At 64.1% G+C, this 21,548-nt stretch carries 14 protein-coding genes; 6 read left to right on the forward strand and 8 right to left on the reverse strand.

Annotated features, from left to right (window positions below):
- The first annotated feature begins 111 nt into the window (after positions 1 to 111).
- The 4 genes from ACLEJU_RS12690 (at position 112) to ACLEJU_RS12705 (ending at position 6,787) form a co-directional block, all read left to right on the forward strand.
- Complete coding sequence (locus ACLEJU_RS12690; RefSeq protein WP_435424969.1) at positions 112 to 2,544, forward strand: TonB-dependent siderophore receptor; 2,433 nt, start codon at positions 112 to 114, stop codon at positions 2,542 to 2,544.
- 82 nt (positions 2,545 to 2,626) lie between these two features.
- Entirely contained in the window at positions 2,627 to 3,739 is a 1,113-nt protein-coding gene (locus ACLEJU_RS12695; RefSeq protein WP_435424968.1) for a PepSY-associated TM helix domain-containing protein, read from the forward strand.
- Positions 3,736 to 3,909 carry a hypothetical protein gene (locus ACLEJU_RS12700; protein WP_435424967.1) on the forward strand — a complete coding sequence of 58 codons (174 nt, stop codon included), beginning with the start codon at positions 3,736 to 3,738 and terminating at the stop codon, positions 3,907 to 3,909. The genes ACLEJU_RS12695 and ACLEJU_RS12700 overlap by 4 nt, the downstream gene beginning before the upstream one ends.
- 73 nt (positions 3,910 to 3,982) lie before the next feature.
- Positions 3,983 to 6,787, forward strand: a complete 2,805-nt coding sequence (locus tag ACLEJU_RS12705; RefSeq protein ID WP_435424966.1) for a dermonecrotic toxin domain-containing protein — start codon at positions 3,983 to 3,985, stop codon at positions 6,785 to 6,787.
- Here ACLEJU_RS12705 and ACLEJU_RS12710 read toward each other — a convergent pair.
- From ACLEJU_RS12710 to glnE, 8 genes are all read right to left on the reverse strand, one after another.
- On the reverse strand, positions 6,748 to 8,190 hold the full coding sequence (locus ACLEJU_RS12710) for a lipopolysaccharide kinase InaA family protein (RefSeq protein ID WP_435424965.1): 1,443 nt from the start codon (positions 8,188 to 8,190) through the stop codon (positions 6,748 to 6,750). The two genes, ACLEJU_RS12705 and ACLEJU_RS12710, sit on opposite strands and share 40 nt — an antisense overlap.
- On the reverse strand, positions 8,190 to 8,942 hold the full coding sequence (locus tag ACLEJU_RS12715) for a lipopolysaccharide kinase InaA family protein (RefSeq protein ID WP_435424964.1): 753 nt from the start codon (positions 8,940 to 8,942) through the stop codon (positions 8,190 to 8,192). Before ACLEJU_RS12715 ends, ACLEJU_RS12710 begins: the two co-directional genes overlap by 1 nt.
- The gene (locus ACLEJU_RS12720) at positions 8,939 to 9,673 is read right to left on the reverse strand and encodes a lipopolysaccharide kinase InaA family protein (RefSeq protein ID WP_435424963.1); all 735 of its coding nucleotides are present in this window, start codon (positions 9,671 to 9,673) and stop codon (positions 8,939 to 8,941) included. The genes ACLEJU_RS12715 and ACLEJU_RS12720 overlap by 4 nt, the downstream gene beginning before the upstream one ends.
- Complete coding sequence (rfaP, locus tag ACLEJU_RS12725; protein WP_435424962.1) at positions 9,673 to 10,479, reverse strand: lipopolysaccharide core heptose(I) kinase RfaP; 807 nt, start codon at positions 10,477 to 10,479, stop codon at positions 9,673 to 9,675. Before rfaP ends, ACLEJU_RS12720 begins: the two co-directional genes overlap by 1 nt.
- On the reverse strand, positions 10,476 to 11,600 hold the full coding sequence (locus tag ACLEJU_RS12730; protein ID WP_435424961.1) for a glycosyltransferase family 4 protein: 1,125 nt from the start codon (positions 11,598 to 11,600) through the stop codon (positions 10,476 to 10,478). Before ACLEJU_RS12730 ends, rfaP begins: the two co-directional genes overlap by 4 nt.
- Entirely contained in the window at positions 11,600 to 12,658 is a 1,059-nt protein-coding gene (gene waaC, locus ACLEJU_RS12735; protein WP_159408599.1) for a lipopolysaccharide heptosyltransferase I, read from the reverse strand. Before waaC ends, ACLEJU_RS12730 begins: the two co-directional genes overlap by 1 nt.
- Positions 12,659 to 13,708, reverse strand: coding sequence for a lipopolysaccharide heptosyltransferase II (gene waaF / locus ACLEJU_RS12740; RefSeq protein ID WP_435424960.1), 1,050 nt, complete (start codon positions 13,706 to 13,708; stop codon positions 12,659 to 12,661).
- Positions 13,709 to 13,819: 111 nt separating this feature from the next.
- A complete protein-coding gene (gene glnE / locus ACLEJU_RS12745; RefSeq protein ID WP_435424959.1) occupies positions 13,820 to 16,753 on the reverse strand; it encodes a bifunctional [glutamate--ammonia ligase]-adenylyl-L-tyrosine phosphorylase/[glutamate--ammonia-ligase] adenylyltransferase in 2,934 nt (977 codons plus the stop codon).
- Between the two features lie 383 nt (positions 16,754 to 17,136).
- Between glnE and aceE the strand changes: the two genes are divergently transcribed.
- Entirely contained in the window at positions 17,137 to 19,782 is a 2,646-nt protein-coding gene (gene aceE, locus ACLEJU_RS12750) for a pyruvate dehydrogenase (acetyl-transferring), homodimeric type (protein WP_294338599.1), read from the forward strand.
- Positions 19,783 to 19,795: 13 nt separating this feature from the next.
- Entirely contained in the window at positions 19,796 to 21,433 is a 1,638-nt protein-coding gene (aceF, locus tag ACLEJU_RS12755) for a dihydrolipoyllysine-residue acetyltransferase (protein WP_435424958.1), read from the forward strand.
- Positions 21,434 to 21,548 lie beyond the last annotated feature (115 nt).

Below are 21,548 nucleotides of genomic sequence, written 5' to 3' on the forward strand. Positions count from 1 at the left end.
GGCAAAAGCCAGATTCAAATAATTCTCACTTTTTTTCCGATTCCCCCTGTCACTTCTGGAATCTCGCTCGGCAAGGAAGCAGTTAGCACTTATCCGTCGAGGAACCGCTGCATGTCCCGTGCCGTTGATCGTATCCTGCGTCCCAGCCTGATGGCCCTGGCTATCGCCATGGCCGCGCCATTGTCCAGCACCGCCCTGTTCGCCGCCGAGCAGTCCGCGCCGCGCGCCTACAACCTGCCCGCCGCACCGCTGGCCAGCATCCTGAACCAGATCGCCAGCCAGTCGGGCATCGCCCTGGCCATCGACCCGTCGCTGGTCAGCGGCCGTACCTCGGCCCCGGTCAATGGCCAGTACAACGGCCTCGGCGCCCTGCAGGCCGCCCTGTTGGGCACCGGGCTGCAACTGCAGCAGAGCAGCGTGGGCAGCTACAGCCTGGTGGCCGTGCCGGAGGGTGCCCTGGCCCTTCCGGAAACCACCGTGAACGCCGCCAGCGCTTCCGAGAGCGCCTGGGGCCCGGTCGATGGTTACCTGGCCAAGCGCACCGCCGCCGGCACCAAGACCGACACCGCACTGGTCGAAGTCCCGCGTTCGATCTCCGTGGCCACCCGTCAGCAGATGAGCGACCGCGGCGTGCACAGCCTGGACGACGCTGTGAAATACATGCCGGGTATCGTCTCCGCCAGCTTCGGCAGCGACACCCGCTACGACTGGATGCGCGTGCGTGGTTTCGAACCAACCCAGTTCCTCGACGGCCTGCCGCTGCCACGGGGCGTGTACGCCAACCCGAAAGCCGAAACCTGGAACCTCGACCGCCTGGCCCTGCTGCGTGGCCCGGCTTCGTCGCTGTATGGCCAGACCCCGCCCGGCGGCCTGCTGGACATGGTCAGCCGCCGCCCGCAGGCTGAAAGCGCCCACGAGATCGAACTGCAGTACGGCAGTGACAACCACCGCCAGATCAACTTCGCCAGCACCGGCAAGATCGATGACGAAGGCCGTTTTCTGTACGGCGTCAGTGGTGTGATCCGCGACGGCGGTACGCAGATCGACCATATCGACGACAAGCGCTACAACATCGCGCCAAGCCTGACCTGGAACATCGACGACGACACCTCGCTGACCCTGCTGACCCAGTTCACCCGCGACGATACCGGTGCCACCAGCCAGTTCCGACCGATCCAGGGCACCAAGATCGACATGCCGTTCGGCAAGATCTCCCACCACAAGAACCTCGGTGATCCGGACTACGAGTTCTACGACCGCACCTACTACGCGCTGGGCTACGCCTTCGAACACCGCATCAACGATGTCTGGCAGTTCCGTCAGAACCTGCGCTACACCAAGACGGATCTGGCATTCCAGACCATCACCCCTGGCAGCTATTACGAGCCAGGTGGCCCGGTGAAGGACGATGGCACCGTCAGCCGCATGTCCACCAACACCGATGAAGACATCAGTCAGTTCGCGGTGGACAACAACTTCCAGGCCGACTTCGCCACCGGCGACGTGACCCACACCCTGCTGCTGGGCCTGGACCACCAGCGCGTCAACACCAACTACCTGTCGATCTTCGGCTTCAACGTGCCGGACAGCAATGTGATCAACCCGGTGTACGGGGTACCGATCACCCGCCCGGACCGCTCCACGGCGTTCTACGACTACGACCAGAAAACCCGTCAGACCGGCGTGTACGTCCAGGACCAGATGGCCCTCGGCAACTGGCGCCTGACCCTGGGCGGCCGTGAAGACTGGGTGCACACCAGCACCAAGTACTTCAACCAAGGGGATGCTACCAATACCCAGCGGGACAAGCAGTTCAGCGGCAACGCCGCCATCAGCTACGTGTTCGATTCGGGCTTCGTGCCGTACCTGTCGTATGCCGAGTCGTTCCAGCCGGCCGCCAATGCCTCCGCGTCTGCCACCGAATCGTTCAAACCGACCGAAGGCAAGCAGTGGGAACTGGGCATCAAGTACCAGCCACCGGGCTCCAACACCCTGCTGTCGGCAGCCGTGTATGACCTGACGCAGAAAAACGTCTCGGTCACCAACAACGAAGGCGGTGTGACCTCCACCAGCCAGACCGGTGAAGTGAAAGTCCATGGCCTGGAGCTGGAGGCGGTTTCCGACGTCACCGAGAACCTCAAGCTGACCGCCGCCTACACCCTGGCCAAGTCGCAAGTGCAGGATGGCCTATACAAGGGCAACCGCCTGCAGCTGATGCCCAACCAGCAAGCCTCGCTGTGGGCCGACTACACCTGGCACAGCGGCGTGCTCGACGGCTTCGGTATCGGCGGCGGCGCGCGCTATACCGGCAACACCTACGGCGACCAAGCCAACACCTACCTGGGCAAGGCCAACGCCTACACCGTGTTCGACGCCACCGTGCACTACGACCTGGGGCGCCTGAGCAACAGCCTCAAGGGCGCGTCGGTGGCAGTCAATGCCACCAACCTGTTCAACAAGGACTACCTCTCCACCTGCGATAGCTACTACTGCTACTACGGCGACGAACGCAGCGTCGTGGCCAGTGCCTCCTACAAGTGGTGATGACCTGACTGGCTGAGCATGTCGACCAAGCCGTCCCCCTGGGGCGGCTTTGGTCGTTCTGGACATCGAGAAACATAATGTAATGAAAAGCCAAACCATCCGCCGTTGGTCGGTGATCCACACCTGGAGCAGCCTGGTCTGCACCCTGTTCCTGCTGTTGCTGGCACTCACCGGCCTGCCACTGATCTTCCACCACGAACTCGAACACCTGCTCGGCGATGCTGCAGAGCTGCGCGAGATGCCTGCCGGCACCCCGCACCTGGACCTGCAACAGCTGGTACTGAAAGCTGAGCAGCATCGCCCCGGTGAGGTTGTGCAGTACTTCGGCTTCGACAAGGATGAACCCAACGGGGTACTCGCGATCACCGCTGCCACCGCCGACACCGAACCCAATTCGTCTCATACCTTCATGCTCGACGCCCGCACTGGCGAAGCCGTGGCCATGCCGGCCGCCAATGGCGGTTTCATGATGCTCATGCTGCGCCTGCACGTAGACATGTTCGCCGGCCTGCCCGGCAAACTGCTGCTGGCCTTCATGGGCGTGCTGTTCGTCTTCGCGATCGTCTCCGGCACCGTCCTCTACGCACCGTTCATGCGCCGCCTGGATTTCGCCACCGTGCGCCACGAAAAATCCCGCCGCCTGCGCTGGCTCGACCTGCACAATCTGATCGGCGTGGTCACCCTGGCCTGGGCCCTTACCGTCGGCGTCACCGGCGTGATCAGCGCCCTCTCCGACCTGGTCATTGCAGCCTGGCGCAACGACAGCCTGGCCGCCATGGTCGCCCCTTATCGTGATGCCCCGCCGCTCACCGAAAGGGCGCCAGCCAGCCGTTTGCTGGACATCGCCGAACAGGCCGCACCCGGCATGCGCCCGGACTTCATTGCCTTCCCCGGCACACGCTTCTCCAGCGAGCACCACTATGCGGTGTTCATGAACGGGGCCACTCACCTGAGCTCGCACCTGTTCACCCCGGTACTGATCGATGCCCGCACCCTTGAGGTGACCGCAGTCGGTGAGCGGCCCTGGTACATGGACGCCATGGGGCTTTCGCAACCGTTACACTTCGGCGACTACGGTGGCCGCCCGATGCAGGTGCTGTGGGCCGTGCTGGACGTGCTGACCATCATCGTGCTCGGCAGCGGCGTGTACCTCTGGTGGGGCAAGCAACGCCGACCACGGGAGGCCAAGGCATGAGCCATCGTTCGCGATCAACTGCCAGGGTGTTCGCCTGGCCAGCCGCCATCGCCTTGTTGGCTGCGCTGGGGCTGTTCGCCGCCCTGCTCGGTGATGGCGTTTGGGACATGCTCGCCTGGGTTGGTCTTGGGATCCCCGCATGGCTTAGCCTGCGCGGCCTGCGCCGGTGAGGTAGACGACTAACTCCCGGGCACGACCTGCTCAATCCAGCATGCCCGCTCCCTGACACACGGAGAGCGGAACATGCTACCCCTGCAACGTATTGATTTCCTGCACCAGCAGGTGCTGGCCTTGCTCGAAGCGATGCCGGTCGTCACCCTGCCACTGCAATCACGCCAGCACCTGCATGGTGAACTGGCCGATTATTGGGCCGCCGCCGACAGCCAAGGCCGCTCGCGAGCCACCCGGCTGGCCGACATCCGTCGGGCGATGATGCATGCCGAGGCCGACCTGCGCGCGGCCGACCAGACGTTGAGCGCGGACTTGGCCAGGGTCATCGGCACCTTCCTCGACCTCCCTCATGCCTGGCAGCGCCGGCACCAGCCGCTCGCACGTCGGGTGCAGGCCTACCGCCCGGTGCTCCTGCGTGGTAGCCCGGCATGGCGCGCGGCACTCCCCGGTATGTTCGTGATCGTCACCGGACAGGCGGAAGGGCAAAACCTCGAAGCCGACCAGGCAACCGGCCCTGCGCTGCTAATGGGCCTGGCACAGGGCATGGAAGCCTATTCCTCGCTGCACGAACTGCACCAAGAGCTGTGCGAGCGCCTGGACGATCCACTCCAAAGCGGGCCATTGCTGCAGTTGCTGGTAAGCGATACGCAAATCGAGAATGCCCGCCAGGCCGACCGCCTGCGCTACGAGTGGTACGCCGATGACCCGTTGCAGACGCAGGTCGACTGCCTGCTGGAAGCCCAGCGCCTGCGCCTCAACCAGACCTGGTCGACACTGTCGGCCAACGTCCCGGAGCGAGCAGCCGAAAAGCTGCGCGAGGCCATGACACTGCGCGCCGAGGCCGGCAGCAAAGCTCTGCTCGACACCCGTTATGCGGCCCTCCTGGAAAAAAACCTGCCCGACTGGCTGCGCTCGGCAACGCCTCAGGCGCTCGCACACATCATGCAAGGGATGCAGGAGCTGATCGCTGCCGGCGAGCAGGTCGCCGCTCCCGGCATTCTCACGCTCAAGCAGTTCCAGCAACGCGAATCGCTCCAGGGCTGGGCCAGGCAACGTGTACGAGATCGCCTTCGTCATGACCTGGGCTTGACCGTGGCGCCGTCAGAGATCCTGATCAAGGTGGTGTACACACGCCAGACCGGGCCCTGGATCAACCCCTTGCAACCTTCGCCCTACGTAACCTGGCGGGGCTTCCAAAAAGTCGGCGGAGAACTGGTCGAGGCTATCCATGCCAGTTATCCGCTGGATGAACTGGCCATCCGCAATCTGGCCTGGTTCGACTATGACTACTGGCTGACCGCACGGGTAGTCAGGAGCGACGGCACGGCCCTGCCGACCCAGCTGAACCCAAGCTACATCAAGACGCTGGTCAGAAGCCTCAATGTCGGTGACAGCTACGCGAGCTACCTGCGCACGCAGTTGATCGACTCAGCGGCAGGCAAGTGGCGGTTGCATGCACACAGCAAGGTCAACCGTGCTCGCATGCGCGCCGAAGCGGCCAAGGCACGCTACGCGGGACATCTCTCCAACGACTGGTCAGAGCGCCACTATCGCTGGGTAGAGCAGGTGCTGTCGCAACCGCACAATGCCTTGCGCCCGCGTGTGGACGGGCACGCGGTGATTGCCCGCCAGCTGCTGATCCAACGCAACACCGTGCAGGGAGTGCTATTGCTGGCCAGTGGCTCACGCAACATCACCGCCTTCGTGCTCTACACCCCGGACGCGCCGGACCGACGCGTCTGGCGCTCATTTGCCAACCCCCGCGCACTGCTGCGCCTGCTGCGCGACAAGCCTTTGCTGCGCACCTACTTCGCCCAGCGCCTGCCGCTCCTGCCCGCGTCGCAGGTCGAGAAGCTGCTGCTCAAGGGGCGCCTGGGCCGGGTGTTAGAGACACCGCCCATCGACGACGACCTGTTCCTGGCCTGTTACATGGCCGAAGTTCGGGGCATGCTGGCAACGGCAGACGCCGAAAGCCACAGCACCGCCGAAGTGGATGCCGAACAGGCGCTGAAACTGGGCTGGACCTTGCTGGACCTGATCAGCATCTTCCTGCCGACCAAAGTCATGATTCCGCTGGCACTTGGGCGCATGGCACTGGAGATCTGGAACGGCATCGAAGCCTACCGCCAGGAGGACCTCAACGGTGTGCTCAACCATGCCTACAATGCCCTGAGCCACCTCAACGATGCGGGTACCAGCCTGGCCAGCACGGGGCTGATGCGCCGCATGCTACGTGGGATGCCCAAGCAACCGCCGCTGCCACTGCCGCCACGGTTCAGCGTTACCCCTGAAACGACCAACCTGCGCTATCGCATCGACGGGGTGTACGGCGAGGAAGTGTTTGAAAAGACTTCCGCCTTCGACGGTTTGTCCGAGTACTTCATTCAAGATACCCAAGGGCGCTACTACAAGGTCTCATTCGATGGCAGCCGCTGGCGGGCCATCGACCCTGACCGCCCGGATGCCTATCTCACGCAGCCAATCAAGCGTCTGGCGGACGGCAACTGGGTCATCGATTCGCCACTGCTCTGGTACGACGGCCTCCCGGACCTGGTACGCCTGTTCGACGATTGCCGCCTGCAGGTACCGATGGCCGGCTTACCGAGCAGCGACGCCGTGGGCCTGTTCACGAATCATCAACAGCTTTACCTGCAGACCCAGGGCGGTCAGCTGCCACTGCGCCGCCACCTGCTGGCCGGGCACTATCACTTGCAGATCCCCGAAGCCACCGGCGCCGGCGTCGTGCCATGGGCCATCCTGCGCTGGCGGGATGGCCAGTGGCGCATCCGCCTGCGTCAGGCTGGGCGCAGCAGCGACTGGCTGACGCTGCCCGAGGCTTATTCGGTCAGCCTGGGCAGTAGTCGGTCGAGCCGCTGATGCAAGGCACTGCCCGTTGGCCAGTTGCGCAGCAAGCGCGCCCGGTCACGGGCATAGGCCGGGGCAAAGCTGAGCTGGGTGGCGTGCTGGCACATGGCATCTAGGTCGATCAGCGACCATTGGCCGTTGTCCCAGAACAGGTTGTGCCCCTTGAAGTCACCATGGCTGATGCGCTCGCGAATCAGCTGCTGCATCACGTGCACCAGCGCATCGACCTGCTCTTCAGGCGCATTACCATTCTCGACGTAGGGCGCAAAGCACGCAGTCAGGTCCGGGCCATCGACATATTCGGTGACCAGGTAGGCGCGGCTGCGCAGGCCCATCACCCGTTGCTCAAGCACCGCCAGCGGGCGGGGCGTGGCGATGTCGAGGAACTCCAGGCGGTGCCCTTCGATCCACGAATGCCAGGCGCGGCTCGGGCGCCAGAAGCGCTTGAACCAGTGCGCGGTGTTCTTGATGTTGTAGCGCTTGAGCACCAGCTTGCGACCGTTCACCTCGATGCGCGCCACGCTGGCCGCACCACCGGTCTTGTACAGATGGCCCTGGTCGATCAGCGCGTCGGCTTGCTCCAGCACTGGCCGCATGGCGTCCACCTCTTTGCGGCGGATAGCCCGCAGGCCAGAAAGGCTGCGCTCGACGCTGAACAGGCTGCACTCGCGACCAGCCTTTTCCAGGTAATCCTTCTGCCGCCAGCTGCGCACCTTGTCCACCTGCTTCTGCAGCGCCTCCATCGGCAATGCGTGCTCGGCGTTGGCCAACAGGTAGTGCACCAGCAACTCTTCGATGAACGGCTCCAGGCGCTTGGGCAACTGGGCAAAGAACACCCCGAGGTTCTCCAGCACACGTGGACGCGACAACTGCTGGCCGGGCGTCTCGGCCTTGATGCCGGCGCCGTCGATCAGATACAGCTTGCCGCCGTGACGCAACAGGTTGTCCAGGTGCAGGTCTTCCTGCCACAGGCCTTGTGCATGCATCTGTGCCACGGCAGTAAGGGCTTCGCCCAGCACCAGGTGCTGCTCGTCGGCCAGTACCGGCAGGTTTTCCACCGCAGCCCAGGCATCGGCCAAGCTTTCGGCGCCATCGAGGAATTCGAACAACAGCCAGCCGCCCTCGCCTTCCTTGAGGCCGTCGGCCAGCAGTTGCGGTGTGGTCAGGCCCTCTTTGGCCAGCAGCTTCACGCCATCCAGTTCGCGCTGGAAATGCCGTGCGGCACTGCTGCCGACCAGCAACTTGGCCAGCACCGGGGTGCCGCGCCAAATGCCGGCGCCGACATAACGCTGGCCCGGCAGCACCCGCAGCAGGCTGAGCAGTTGCAGGTCAGCCGTGCCAGCGGCATCGGCCAGGGTGATGCTCAAGGGCAACGTCGGGCTGCGCCCGGCGTCTTTGAGTTCGGACAAACGCATCAGCGGGCCTCTTTTTCACGACGGCGTTGCGTCAGACGTTGCAGCCAGGTGTCGACCAGGGCGCTGTCGGCAGGCTGCTGCAGATAGGCGGCCAGCAACTGACGCACGTCCGCCTCGCTCCAGGCACCGGCACGGCGCAACAGCGGCTCTAGATCGCGCAGGCGGTCGCGCATGCCGAACAACAGCGGCCGGGTCTTTTCCAGGTCGATCAGCTGGGCTTCCCAGCTTTCGCGGCGCTGGCGCAGGAAGATGTGCTTGGGATAGAAACAGCCATGTATCTGACCGGCACCGTGCAGCGTGCGCGCCAGCTGGCCACAAGCCTTGGTGATGCCCGCCCGCGCGTCATCGGCAAGCTGCGGCCATCGGGCCAGCAGGCCCTCCAGGTCACTCCATTCGTCCAGCGCACGGGTCATCAGGATCGCCCGGTGCTGGCCGTTGTGCTTGCGCTCGCCGTAGAAAACAGCCTGCAAGGCTGGGATGCCCAGCTTCTGGTAGCGGCTGATATTGCGGAATTCGCGGGCGAACGTCGGCTCGCCAAACGGCCGGTGCAAGGTACGGGTCAGGTAGTCGCTCTGGCGCTTGAGGTAGTAGCCTTTGCCTTCAAGCTCCAGGCGGTAGACGCTGCTCCAGCCGCCACGGCCGGTGTTGGGTTCGTCCACGGCGTCGAGCTGCAGCGCCCACAGCGCTTCGAAGTCGTTCAAGCCATGGCGTTTGAGCAGCGCGAGGTCCGCGCTGGCCAGGTAATCGGTCATTCCCTTCCCTCGAAGAAGCTCAGCACCTGACGAATGCGCCGCTTGTCGCGCGCATTCAGGCGCTGACGCCCACGGTACTGCAGGTAGAAGCGCAGGCGCTGGGTCGCCGTCAGGTGATATTTGGCCACCTTGTCCAGGCAGGCCAGGTCCTTGATCATGCGGTGGCGCCACATGAAGCCGCGCCAGAAGTCGCCGGTCGGGCAGTCGATGAAGAACAGCGTGCCCAGGTCGTCGACCAGCAGGTTGCGCCATTTCAGATCGTTGTGGGCGAAACGATGCTCATGCATCACCCGGGTGTGGCGCGCCAGCTGACGGCTCAGCTTGTCGACCCAGACCCGGTCAGCCAAGCGTGCGTCGTTGCGCTCGGCCAAGGCCGAGAGGTCTTCGGTGTGCGGCAATTCACGGGTGATCATTGCGCCACGGCCAAAGGCCAGGCCTTTACGTTCCAGGCCCCAGGCCACCACTTCGGCCGTGGGAATCTCCCATTTGGCGAACTGCTTGAGGTTCTGCCATTCGGCCTTGATGCGTGGCCGGCCCAGGTAGCGACGCATATGCTTGCCAGCGCCGGTGTAGCGCTTGACGTAGTAGTTGACCCCGCCACGCTCGATACGGATGACCTCGCTGAGCGGGTCACGCGTGAGGTGTTCGCCCTTGAGGGCAAAGACCGCATCGAGGCTGCCGAAGTCCGACGCCAGATGTTCGTAGCCTGGCGCCAGTGTCCAACCCGCCATCAGAGTGCATCCCCATAGCGTTGCTTGCGATCGTAGAGCTTCTGCGCCTTGCGTTCGAGCCAGGCGAGCAGCGCGGCTTCCTCGGCCAGGATCTGCCGCAACGGTTGCTGGAAATAACCGCGCAAAAAGCGCAGTTTGTCGCGCCGGGTCAAGCCGATGTCCAGCGCCGAGAAGTACAGCGCGGCCAGGTCCTTGTCACGCCAGCGGCGGCTGATTTTCGCCCGGGTCTGGGCGCGGTGCAGGTCGATGACCGACAGTTTGAAGTCTTCCGGCGTCACCGGGCGGTCGGTGTGCAGAAGGAAGTGGCAGATGTAGCAGTCGCGGTGGTTGACCCCGGCGCGGTGCATGCCGCCGGTCATCTTCGCCACTTCAGCGATCAGCGCACGCTTCAGACGCGGCTCGGGCGGGTTCTGCACCCAATCGATGCTGAAGTCTTCCAGGCTGATGGTCGGCGCCAGCTCTTCGGTGACGATGAACGAATGCTGGCTGGCCGGGTTGCTGCCACGCTCGCCATACGCGACTGCGGTCATGGTCGGTACGCCCACTTCATGCAGGCGCTGGATGGCCTGCCATTCCTGGCCGGCACCCAGCACCGGCAGTTTGGCGGTGAGCAGGTTCTTGAAGATTTCGCCCCAGCCGATGCCGCGGTGAATCTTGACGAAAAAGCCCTCGCCATCGACTTCGGTACGCAGCGTGCGGCGGCCTTCCAGCTCGCGATAGACCTCGCCTTGCAGCGCTTCCACGGCCTCGAAGGCATCACGCCCGGCCCACAGACGCTTGAAGGGTTCGGCCACTATCAGCTTCATGCGGTCTCCTGCCCCAGGATCACATCGGCAGCATGCTGCGGCATGCTGTACAGGTCGGCGCTGTCGGCAAAGGCCAGGCCATTGCGCGCCCAGTCGGCGCGGGCCTGCCCGTCTTCCAGCATGCGCTGCAGGTAAGCATTGAGCTGCTCCTGTTCGAACGGTTCGTCCAGCACCTGGCCACAGTCGGCCTCGGCGATGTAGTGGGCGTACCCGCAGACTTTGGACACCAGTACCGGCAGGCCGGCCACCAGGGCCTCGAGCAGCACCGTGCCGGTGTTCTCGTTGTACGCCGGATGGATCAGCAGGTCGGCACCCAGCAGGAAGCGCGGGATGTCGCTGCGGCCCTTGAGGAACTGCACCTGTTCGCCCAGGCCCAGGGTCGCGCTCTGCAGCTGGAACACCTTGGGGTCGTCCTGGCCGATGACCATCAGTTTCGTGCGCTTGCGCAACGACGATGGCAGCGCGGCCAAGGCCTTGAGGCTGCGGTCGACGCCCTTGGTCTTGAAGCCCGAACCGATCTGCACCAGCAACAGGTCGTCGTCGCCCAGGTTGAATTCCTTGCGGAACCCGGCGCGGATCTCGGCGGCATTGGCCGGCGCGCGGCGGTCCTGGGAAATGCCCGGTGGCAGCAGGTGGAAGCGCTCCACGGGGGTGCCGTAGTGCTTGATGAACAACGGCTGCTGCACTTCGGAAATCATCAGCACTTCGGTGTGCGCGTCCTTGGCGAACACGGCGCGCTCGTATTCGGCGAAGTGCCGGTAGCGGCCCCAGCGGCGGTACAGGCCGCCGCGCAGGGTCTGCGCCTTGTCTTCGAAGCAGCCGTCGGCGGCGTAATACACGTCCAGCCCCGGCATCTTGTTGAAGCCGATCAGGCGGTCGACCGGGCGCTTGGCCAGGTCTGCTTCCATCCACGCGCTGAGCTTCTCGTTGCGGCGGTGGTTGAAGATCGCCTTGACCGGAGCCACCAGCACTTCGAAGCCCGGCGGAATGTCACCCTCCCAGATCAGCGTGTAGACGCGGATCTGGTGGCCCCGCTTCTGGCATTCCAGGGCAATGCGCATGAAATCGCGCTGCAGCCCGCCGAATGGGAAATATTTGTAAAGCACGAAAGCCAGTTGCATCAACGAACATCCTCAGCCAGCAGCAGCGCGCTCAGGCGGCTCGCTACATGCTCGGGATTCAGGCGAGTGAAGCACAGTGGCCACTCGCGTTTCAGATCGAACCGGCGCAGGTCGTCCGCGCTCGGTTTGTAGGTGCACTTCTTCTGCAGGCACGGTGCACAAGGGAAATCGCTGGCCTGGTGAACCTGCACACGGCCATAGGCGCCGGTCAGGCCTGGGTTGGTCGGGCCGAACAGCGAAATGGTCGGCACGTCCAGCGCTGCGGCCAGGTGGCCGAGGCCGGTATCCACCGCCACACAGGCCTTGGCCGCCGCCAGCACACGGGCGACGCCGGCAAGGTTCAATTTGGGGAGCACCTGGCAGTTGTTCAAGCCTTGGGCGATGCGCTCGGCGCGGGCCTTCTCGGCCGGGTTGCCCCACGGCAGGCGCACCTGCAGCTTGCGACGGCCAAGGCGCTCGGCCAGTTCACGCCAGTAGGCTTCAGGCCAGTGTTTGGTCGCCCAGGTAGTGCCATGGAGAAAAACCACGTAGGGCGCAGCCGGCGGTAGTTGCAGGCGGTCAAGGTCGAGGCCGTAGTGGCCGATGCCTTCCGGCAGGTCGTAGGCCAGGGCCATTGCGAACAGCTGGCGCACACGCTCCACGGCATGCTGGCCGACGGCAACCGACAGCGGCCTGTCGTAGAAGCGGCTGGCCCAGCCTTCACGGGCCGAGAAGCGGTCCAGGCCGGCGACCGGGGCCTTGACGTAGCGGGTCAGCCAGGCCGACTTGACCAGGCCCTGGGCGTCGATCACCAGGTCATACTTGCGCTCGCGAACGCGCTGCTTGAACGCCTTCCACTCGCCGCTCTTGATCGTCTGCCAGATGTTTTTGCGCCAGCGGCGGATCGCCACCGGGATGACCTGGTCGACCGCCGGGTGCCAGCTTGGGATCTCCGCGAAGCCTTCTTCCACCACCCAGTCGAAACGGATGCCCGGAATGGCATGGGCGGCGTCGGTCAGCGCCGGCAGGGTGTGGATCACATCACCCAGCGACGAGGTCTTGATGATCAGTACCCGCACTTAGTCGACCTCGGCCACGGTATCGATCAGGTTCGGGCCACCCAGGCTGTGCAGGGCAGCGATGACTTTGCCCGGCTCCAGCAGGCGCAGGCAGTTGTAGTGGCCGAAGCGGCAGGTGCGGTCGAAGCACGGGCTGCATTCGATGCCGGTGCGCACCACCTCGACCTGTTCGGCCAGCGGCGGCGTGAAGCCTGGCGAAGTGGAACCGTACACTGCGACCAGCGGGCGATTGAGCGCGGCGGCCACGTGCATCAGGCCGGAGTCGTTGGACACCACGGCATCGGCGCAGGACATCAAATCGATGGCCTCGGCCAGCGAGGTTTCGCCCGCCAGGTTGTACGACTCTTCACGGAAACCCGGAATCAGGCGTTCGCGAATCTGCTCGCCGACCGGGTGATCATTCTTCGAGCCGAACAGCCACACTTGCCAGCCCTGGCGGATCATCGCGTCAGCAACTTGGGCATAGTGCTCGGCCGGCCAGCGTTTGGCCTCGCCAAACTCGGCACCAGGGCACAGCGCCAGCACCGGGCGGTCCAGCGCCAGGCCGAACTTGGCCATGGCAGCTTCACGGCTCTGCGCTTCGATCTGCAGGCTTGGCCGCGGATACGGCTGCGGCAGCTCGGCGCCGGGCGCGTAGGCCAGTGCCATGAAGCGCTCGATCATCAGTGGGTAGCGGGCCTTGTCCAGCTTGCGCACGTCGTTGAGCAGGCCGAAACGCATTTCGCCACGCCAACCGGTGCGCTTGGGGATGCCGGCAAAGAACGGCACCAGCGCCGACTTCAACGAGTTGGGCAGCAAGATAGCCTGGTCGTACTGGCCGGCCAGGGACTTGCCGATGCGCCGCCGCGTGGCCAGCTCCAGCGCGCCGTGGCCGAGCGGGAAGCTCAAGGCCTGGCGCACTTCGGGCATGCGTTCGAGGATCGGCCGGCTCCACTCGGGTGCCAGCACGTCGATCACGCAGTCGGGGTGCTGCTGTTTCAGGCACTGGAACAAGGTCTGCGCCATCACCATGTCGCCGACCCAGCTGGGGCCAATGATCAGTATTCTCATGCTTAGTCCAGAAACGCTCGGGGAGGCTACAGGCTGCATACAGCCTGGCCTCCCCTCTTTATATTCAGGCTATGTGGCGGACAGTGTACCACTCAGACCCTTTCAGGGCCTTCAGGTCAGCCCCAGTTCACCCCAGATCCGCCGCACCTCGCGGCGCTCATCGGCAAACTGCGCCGCATCGATCACCCCGGCCTGCTTCTGCAGGGCCTGGCGGTGCGACGCCGAGCGGAACGCCTTGTACACCTCACGCAACAGCACCGCGTCACTGGCCGGCATCAAACCTGCCTGCTCCAGTTCCTCCAGAATGCGGATGTTATCGGTCCATCGGAGTATGGCCGGGTGCTCGTGAGACCAGGCCAAAGCGGCGTATTGCACCATAAATTCGATATCGACGATACCGCCGGCATCCTGCTTGATATCGAACGCCACACCGGCATCGAAGGCATTGGCCGCGGTACCGGCAAGCGTAGCCTTGGTGCCGAGGTTGTCGCGCATCTTGGCGCGCATCTCGCTCACTTCGCTGCGCAACTTGCCCAGGTCGCGGGCCTGGCCGAGGACCTTGGCGCGCACGCCCTCGAACGCTGTCGCCACCTGCTTGCAGCCCACCAGCACACGGGCACGCACCAGGGCCTGGTGCTCCCAGGTCCAGGCCTCGCCCTGCTGGTAACGCTCGAATGCCCCCAGCGAGCTGACCAGCAGCCCGGATGCGCCAGACGGACGCAGGCGCATGTCGACATCGTACAGTTGGCCGGAGTTGGTCTGGGTGGTCAGCAGGTGGATGATGCGCTGGCCCAAACGGGTGAAGAACTGCGCGCTGTCGATCGGCTTGGCGCCGTCGGTTTCCGCTTGCGGGTCACCGTCGTGAATGAACACCAGGTCCAGGTCCGAACCATGGCCCAGTTCCAGGCCGCCGACCTTGCCATAGCCGATGATGATGAACCCCGGGTCGCACAGGCTGCCGTCGCTGCGCTTGGGCTGGCCATGGCGGGCCACGGTCTGGCGCCAGGCCAGGGCCAGCACCTGGTCGAGAATCGCTTCGGCCAGCCAGGTCAGGTAGTCACTGACTTTCATCAACGGCAGGTTGCCGCTGATTTCCGACGCCGCCACACGCAGGCTGTGGGCCAGCTTGAAGTGGCGCAACGCCTCCATCTGCTGCTCCAGGTCGTCCTCGGGGATACGCGTCAGCCGCTCGCGCAGCTCGGCGGCCAGCTCCGGCGCCAGTGGCGGGCTGAACAGGCGTCCTTCGTTGAGCAGCTCATCGAGCAGCAACGGGTAGCGGGCGATCTGCTCGGCAATCCACGGGCTGGCGGCGCACAGGGTCAGCAAGCGCCGGAGCGCCCCAGGGTTCTCGGTGAGCAACACCAGATAGGCCGAACGCCGAGCCACGGCTTCGACCAGCGGCAGCACGCGCTCCAGCACCAAGTCCGGGTTGTCATGCTCCACGGCTTGGGCCAGCAAGCGTGGAATGAACGCATCCAGACGCTCGCGGCCGATGCGCTGCATCGAGCGCAGCTGCGGGCTGGCGCGCAGCGCGGCCAGGCGGCGCAGGGCCTCGGCCGGTTGTTTGAAGCCTGCCTCCTCCAGCTGGCGACCGGCAGCCTCTTCATCTTGTGCCTGTTCCCACAGTGGCGACCACTCGCCGCCCACCACCAGCTCGCCTTCGCCTTCCTCTTCATCCGGGTCTGCAATGACCTGGCGGAAGTGCCAGTCAACCCGGCCGCGCCAGTACATCAACTGATCGTGGAAGCTTTGCCAATCGGCAAAGCCAAGGATATAGGCGACACGCTCACGGTCGAGCTCGCTGTCCGGCAGCATTTGCGTCTGGCGGTCGGCGATGGCCTGGATGGCATGCTCGGTGTAACGCAGGAATTCATAACCTTCGCGCAGCTCCGCCACCACGGCCGGCGGCAGGTAACCCTGGCCTTCCAAGGTCGCCAGCACCTTGAGCAGCGGCCGCTGCTGCAGGCTCAGGTCGCGCCCGCCGTGAATCAGCTGGAAGGCCTGGGCGATGAACTCGACCTCGCGGATGCCGCCGGCACCGAGCTTGATATTGTCAGCCATGCCCTTGCGCCGCACTTCCTGCTGGATCAGCTGCTTCATGGTGCGCAGCGCTTCGATCGCCGAGAAGTCCAGGTAGCGCCGATACACGAATGGCCGCAGCATTTCCTGCAGTTGCGCGCCAGCGGCCTGGTCACCGGCCACCACCCGCGCCTTGATCATCGCATAGCGTTCCCAGTCGCGGCCCTGGTCCTGGTAGTACTGCTCCAGCGCATTGAAGCTGAGCACCAGCGCGCCGGCCGAACCGTACGGGCGCAGGCGCATATCGACGCGGAACACGAAACCGTCGACGGTCACCGGGTCGAGCGCCTTGATCAGGCGCTGGCCCAGGCGGGTGAAGAATTCCTGGTTTTCCAGCGAGCGTTTGACGCCTTCTGTTTCGCCGCCTTCGGGGAAGGCGAAGATCAGGTCGATGTCCGACGACAGGTTCAGCTCCACTGCGCCCAACTTGCCCATGCCCAGCACCACCATGTGCTGCGGCTGACCGCTACGGTTGCCGATGGGCGTGCCGAACTGCTGGCAGTGGCGCGGGTACAACCACTGGTAGGCTTCGTCGATGGCCGCGTCGGCGAGGTCCGAAAGGTCGCGGCAGGTCTCGCCCAGCTCGGCCTGGCGGGTGATGTCACGCCAGATGATCCGCAGCTGTTGGCGGTTGCGCTCGCGGCGCAGGTTGCGCGCCAGCTCGTCCTCGCTCTGCGCGGCCTGGGCCGCAGCGGCGATCTGCCCGCGCAGCTCGCCCGGGGCGTAGCGGCGGTCCAGTTCACCGCTGGCGATCAGGGCGAACAGCATGGCAGGCTCGCGCTGGGCCACGCCAAGGACGAAGTCGCTGGCAGCGGCAACCTGATCGAACTGTTGCCGGTGCAGCGGGGTCCAGGTGTGCAGGTCGAGGTCGGCGTGGCCTGCCACGGCATCGCTCAGGAACTGCTGGTTGCGAACGACCAGCGGTTGCAGGGAAGCAGGCAGTTCGAGCGGCAATGGTAGGCGCATGGTCTATCCTTGATCGGCGTGAAATGAAGGGGAAAAAGCGGCCAAGAGGAAGCCGGACCTCGGTTGGACTGTCATACAAAAGTTGGAAATAGCTGAAAAAAACGAATCATTGGCAAGAAACATCAAGATTCACCTGTTCGCGACACACCGCCAACCAACATGAACGTTTTTCCTCACAAGCCGAGGTGCGACCAAACGTCGCATTTGTGTAGTTTTACTACTACCCATGGCGTGCAAAAGCATGAAATGCCGAAGCAAATGTAGTAAAACTACACGGCGCCGGGAGACACCCCGGTAATCCAAGAATTCACGACGTCTGCCCATAAGGCCAGTCGCAAACTCAGGCCCCCGATTCTGGTGGCCTTTCCGCCCTGGAGCAAGCCATGCAAGACCTCGATCCAATCGAAACCCAGGAATGGCTGGATGCCCTGGAGTCGGTCCTCGACAAAGAAGGCGAAGACCGCGCTCATTACCTGATGACCCGCATGGGCGAGCTGGCCACCCGCAGTGGCTCCCAGCTGCCGTACGCAATCACCACGCCATACCGCAACACCATCCCTGTCACCCACGAAGCACGCATGCCTGGCGACCTGTTCATGGAACGCCGCATTCGCTCGATGGTGCGTTGGAACGCGCTGGCCATGGTGATGCGCACCAACCTGAAGGACTCGGACCTGGGCGGCCACATCTCCAGCTTCGCTTCCAGTGCCACCCTGTACGACATCGGCTTCAACTACTTCTTCCAGGCGCCGACTGAAGAGCATGGCGGCGACCTGATCTTCTTCCAGGGCCACGCATCGCCAGGCGTTTACGCCCGTGCCTTCATGGAAGGCCGCATCAACGAAGACCAGATGAACAACTTCCGTCAGGAAGTGGACGGCAACGGCCTGTCTTCGTACCCGCACCCATGGCTGATGCCTGACTTCTGGCAGTTCCCGACCGTTTCGATGGGTCTGGGCCCGATCCAGGCTATCTACCAGGCACGCTTCATGAAGTACCTGGAAGCCCGTGGCTTCATCCCGGCCGGCAAGCAGAAGGTCTGGTGCTTCATGGGCGACGGCGAGTGCGACGAGCCGGAATCCCTGGGCGCAATCGCCCTGGCCGGCCGCGAGAAGCTGGACAACCTGATCTTCGTCATCAACTGCAACCTGCAGCGCCTCGACGGCCCGGTTCGCGGCAACGGCAAGATCATCCAGGAACTCGAAGGCGTGTTCCGTGGCGGTGGCTGGAACGTCAACAAAGTCGTCTGGGGCCGCTTCTGGGACCCACTGTTCGCCAAGGACACCAACGGTGCCCTGCAGCGCCGCATGGACGAAGTCATCGACGGCGAGTACCAGAACTACAAAGCCAAAGACGGCGCGTACGTTCGTGAGAACTTCTTCAACACTCCAGAGCTCAAGGCCATGGTCGAAGACCTGTCCGACGACGAGATCTGGAAGCTCAACCGTGGCGGCCACGACCCGTACAAGGTCTACGCGGCTTACCACCAGGCTGTGAACCACAAGGACCAGCCAACCGTCATCCTGGCCAAGACCATCAAGGGTTACGGTACCGGTGCCGGCGAAGCCAAGAACACCGCGCACAACACCAAGAAGGTCGACGTCGACAGCCTGCGTCACTTCCGTGACCGCTTCGACATCCCGGTCAAGGATGCCGACCTGGAGAACCTGCCGTTCTTCAAGCCGGAAGAAGGTTCTGCCGAAGCCAAGTACCTGGCCGAGCGCCGCAATGCCCTGGGCGGTTTCGTGCCTCAGCGCCGCGCCCAGAGCTTCAGCGTGCCGACCCCTCCACTGGAAACGCTGAAAGCGATCCTGGACGGCTCGGGCGACCGCGAAATCTCCACCACCATGGCCTTCGTGCGCATCCTCGCGCAGCTGGTCAAGGACAAGGACATCGGCCAGCGCATCGTCCCGATCATCCCGGACGAAGCCCGTACCTTCGGTATGGAAGGCATGTTCCGCCAGCTGGGCATCTACTCGTCGGTCGGCCAGCTCTACGAGCCAGTCGATAAAGACCAGGTGATGTTCTACCGCGAAGACAAGAAGGGCCAGATCCTCGAGGAAGGCATCAACGAAGCCGGCGCCATGTCGTCGTTCATCGCTGCCGGTACCTCGTACAGCTGCCACAACCAGCCGATGCTGCCGTTCTACATCTTCTACTCGATGTTCGGCTTCCAGCGCATTGGCGACCTGGCCTGGGCTGCAGGCGACAGCCGCACCCGTGGCTTCCTGATCGGCGGTACCGCCGGTCGTACCACCCTCAACGGTGAAGGCCTGCAGCACGAAGACGGTCACAGCCACATGATGGCGGGCACCATCCCGAACTGCCGCACCTATGATCCGACCTACGGCTACGAGCTGGCGGTGATCATCCAGGACGGCATGAAGAAGATGACCGAAGAGCAACAGGACATCTTCTACTACATCACCGTGATGAACGAATCCTACCAGCAGCCAGCCATGCCGGCCGGTGTCGAGGAAGGCATCATCAAGGGCATGTACCTGCTCGAAGAAGACACCCGCGAAGCCGCGCACCACGTACAGCTGATGGGCTCCGGCACCATCCTGCGCGAAGTCCGCGAAGCGGCGAAGATCCTGCGTGAAGAGTTCAACGTCGGTGCCGACGTGTGGAGCGTCACCAGCTTCAACGAACTGCGTCGCGACGGCCTGGCCGTGGAACGTGCCAACCGCCTGAAGCCTGGCCAGAAGCCACAGCAGACCTACGTCGAGCAGTGCCTGAACGGTCGCAAAGGTCCGGTCATCGCCTCCACCGACTACATGAAGCTGTTCGCCGAGCAGATTCGCCAGTGGGTGCCGAGCAAAGAGTTCAAAGTCCTGGGTACCGACGGTTACGGTCGCAGCGACAGCCGCAAGAAGCTGCGTCACTTCTTCGAAGTCGACCGCCACTTCGTGGTGCTGGCTGCCCTGGAAGCCCTGGCTGACCGCGGCGAGATCGAACCCAAGGTTGTGGCTGACGCCATCGTCAAGTTCGGCATCGACCCGGACAAGCGCAACCCACTGGACTGCTGAGGAGTATTTTTAAGTGAGCGAACTCATTCGCGTACCTGACATCGGCAGCGGTGAAGGTGAAATCATCGAGCTGTTCGTCAAGGTCGGTGATCGTATCGAGGCTGACCAGAGCCTGCTGACCCTGGAGTCCGACAAGGCCTCCATGGAGATCCCGGCGCCAAAGGCCGGCGTGATCAAGGAACTGAAGGTCAAGCTGGGCGACCGCCTGAAAGAAGGCGACGAGCTGCTGGTCCTGGAAGCCGAGGGCGCCGCTGCTGCGGCCCCTGAGGCTCCGGCTGCCGCTGCTGCTCCGGCTCCAGCTGCTGCGCCGGCTCCGGCCGCCGAAGCCGCCCCTGCTCCGGCAGCAGCTCCGGCTGCCGCCAGCGTGCAGGACATCCACGTGCCGGACATCGGCTCGTCGGGCAAGGCCAAGATCATCGAAGTGCTGGTCAAGGTTGGCGACACCGTCGAAGCCGACCAGTCGCTGATTACCCTGGAGTCCGACAAGGCCTCCATGGAAATCCCGTCGCCGGCTGCCGGCGTGGTCGAAGAAGTCCTGTGCAAGCTGGAAGACGAAGTCGGCACTGGCGACCTGATCTTCAAGCTGAAAGTCGCTGGTGCTGCACCGGCTGCCGCTCCGGCACCTGCCGCTGCTCCGGCCAAGGCTGAAGCTGCTCCGGCTGCCGCACCTGCCGCTGCTGCCCCGGCTGCTGCCCCAGCTCCGGTCGCTACCGCACCGGCTGCCGGCAGCAACGCCAAGGTTCACGCCGGCCCGGCAGTTCGCCAGCTGGCCCGTGAATTTGGTGTCGACCTGGGCGCAGTTGCCGCCACCGGTCCGCACGGTCGCATCCTGAAAGAAGACGTGCAGGTCTACGTCAAGGCGATGATGCAAAAGGCCAAGGAAGCTCCAGCAGCCGCTGGCGCTACCGGCGGCGCTGGCATCCCGCCGATCCCGGCCGTGGACTTCAGCAAGTTCGGTGAAGTGGAAGAAGTCGCCCTGACCCGCCTGATGCAGGTCGGCGCCACCAACCTGCACCGCAGCTGGCTGAACGTGCCGCACGTCACCCAGTTCGACTCCGCCGACATCACCGAGCTGGAAGCCTTCCGCGTTGCGCAGAAGGCCGTGGCCGAGAAGGCTGGCGTCAAGCTGACCGTGCTGCCACTGCTGCTCAAGGCCTGCGCCTTCCTGCTCAAGGAACTGCCGGACTTCAACAGCTCGCTGGCGCCAAGCGGCAAGGCCATCATCCGCAAGAAGTACGTGCACATCGGCTTCGCCGTGGACACCCCGGACGGCCTGCTGGTCCCTGTGATCAAGAACGTCGACCAGAAGAGCCTGCTGCAACTGGCTGCCGAAGCCGCTGCACTGGCTGAAAAGGCGCGCACCAAGAAGCTGTCGGCTGACGACATGCAAGGTGCCTGCTTCACCATCTCCAGCCTCGGCCACATTGGCGGCACCGGCTTCACGCCGATCGTCAATGCACCGGAAGTGGCGATCCTGGGCGTCTCCAAGGCGACCATGCAGCCAGTCTGGGATGGCAAGGCCTTCCAGCCGAAGCTGATGCTGCCACTGTCGCTGTCCTACGATCACCGTGTGATCAACGGCGCTGCCGCCGCGCGCTTCACCAAGCGCTTGGGCGACGTGTTGGGCGATATCCGCACCATGCTGCTGTAAGGCGGCACACTGCCCCTCCTTGCGAGGGGCAGTACTCTTTTCGAGCTGCCACGCTCGTACCTCAACCCCGCCAGATGGCGGGGCTTTTTTTTGCCTTGAGAATGCTGGGGAGGGC

The sequence above is a fragment of the Pseudomonas sp. SMN11 genome (assembly GCF_052041945.1).
In the GTDB taxonomy this organism is placed as follows: Bacteria; Pseudomonadota; Gammaproteobacteria; order Pseudomonadales; family Pseudomonadaceae; genus Aquipseudomonas.

Bases quoted from the DNA above. Each gene is read 5' to 3' on its own strand.
- ACLEJU_RS12730 (WP_435424961.1), bottom strand. From the start codon at position 11,600: ATGCAACTGGCTTTCGTGCTTTACAAATATTTCCCATTCGGCGGGCTG.
- ACLEJU_RS12710 (WP_435424965.1), bottom strand. From the start codon at position 8,190: ATGCGTTTGTCCGAACTCAAAGACGCCGGGCGCAGCCCGACGTTGCCC.
- ACLEJU_RS12700 (WP_435424967.1), top strand. From the start codon at position 3,736: ATGAGCCATCGTTCGCGATCAACTGCCAGGGTGTTCGCCTGGCCAGCC.
- ACLEJU_RS12695 (WP_435424968.1), top strand. From the start codon at position 2,627: ATGAAAAGCCAAACCATCCGCCGTTGGTCGGTGATCCACACCTGGAGC.
- aceE (WP_294338599.1), top strand. From the start codon at position 17,137: ATGCAAGACCTCGATCCAATCGAAACCCAGGAATGGCTGGATGCCCTG.
- waaF (WP_435424960.1), bottom strand. From the start codon at position 13,708: ATGAGAATACTGATCATTGGCCCCAGCTGGGTCGGCGACATGGTGATG.
- rfaP (WP_435424962.1), bottom strand. From the start codon at position 10,479: ATGAAGCTGATAGTGGCCGAACCCTTCAAGCGTCTGTGGGCCGGGCGT.
- ACLEJU_RS12690 (WP_435424969.1), top strand. From the start codon at position 112: ATGTCCCGTGCCGTTGATCGTATCCTGCGTCCCAGCCTGATGGCCCTG.
- ACLEJU_RS12720 (WP_435424963.1), bottom strand. From the start codon at position 9,673: ATGGCGGGTTGGACACTGGCGCCAGGCTACGAACATCTGGCGTCGGAC.
- glnE (WP_435424959.1), bottom strand. From the start codon at position 16,753: ATGCGCCTACCATTGCCGCTCGAACTGCCTGCTTCCCTGCAACCGCTG.
- ACLEJU_RS12705 (WP_435424966.1), top strand. From the start codon at position 3,983: ATGCTACCCCTGCAACGTATTGATTTCCTGCACCAGCAGGTGCTGGCC.
- ACLEJU_RS12715 (WP_435424964.1), bottom strand. From the start codon at position 8,942: ATGACCGATTACCTGGCCAGCGCGGACCTCGCGCTGCTCAAACGCCAT.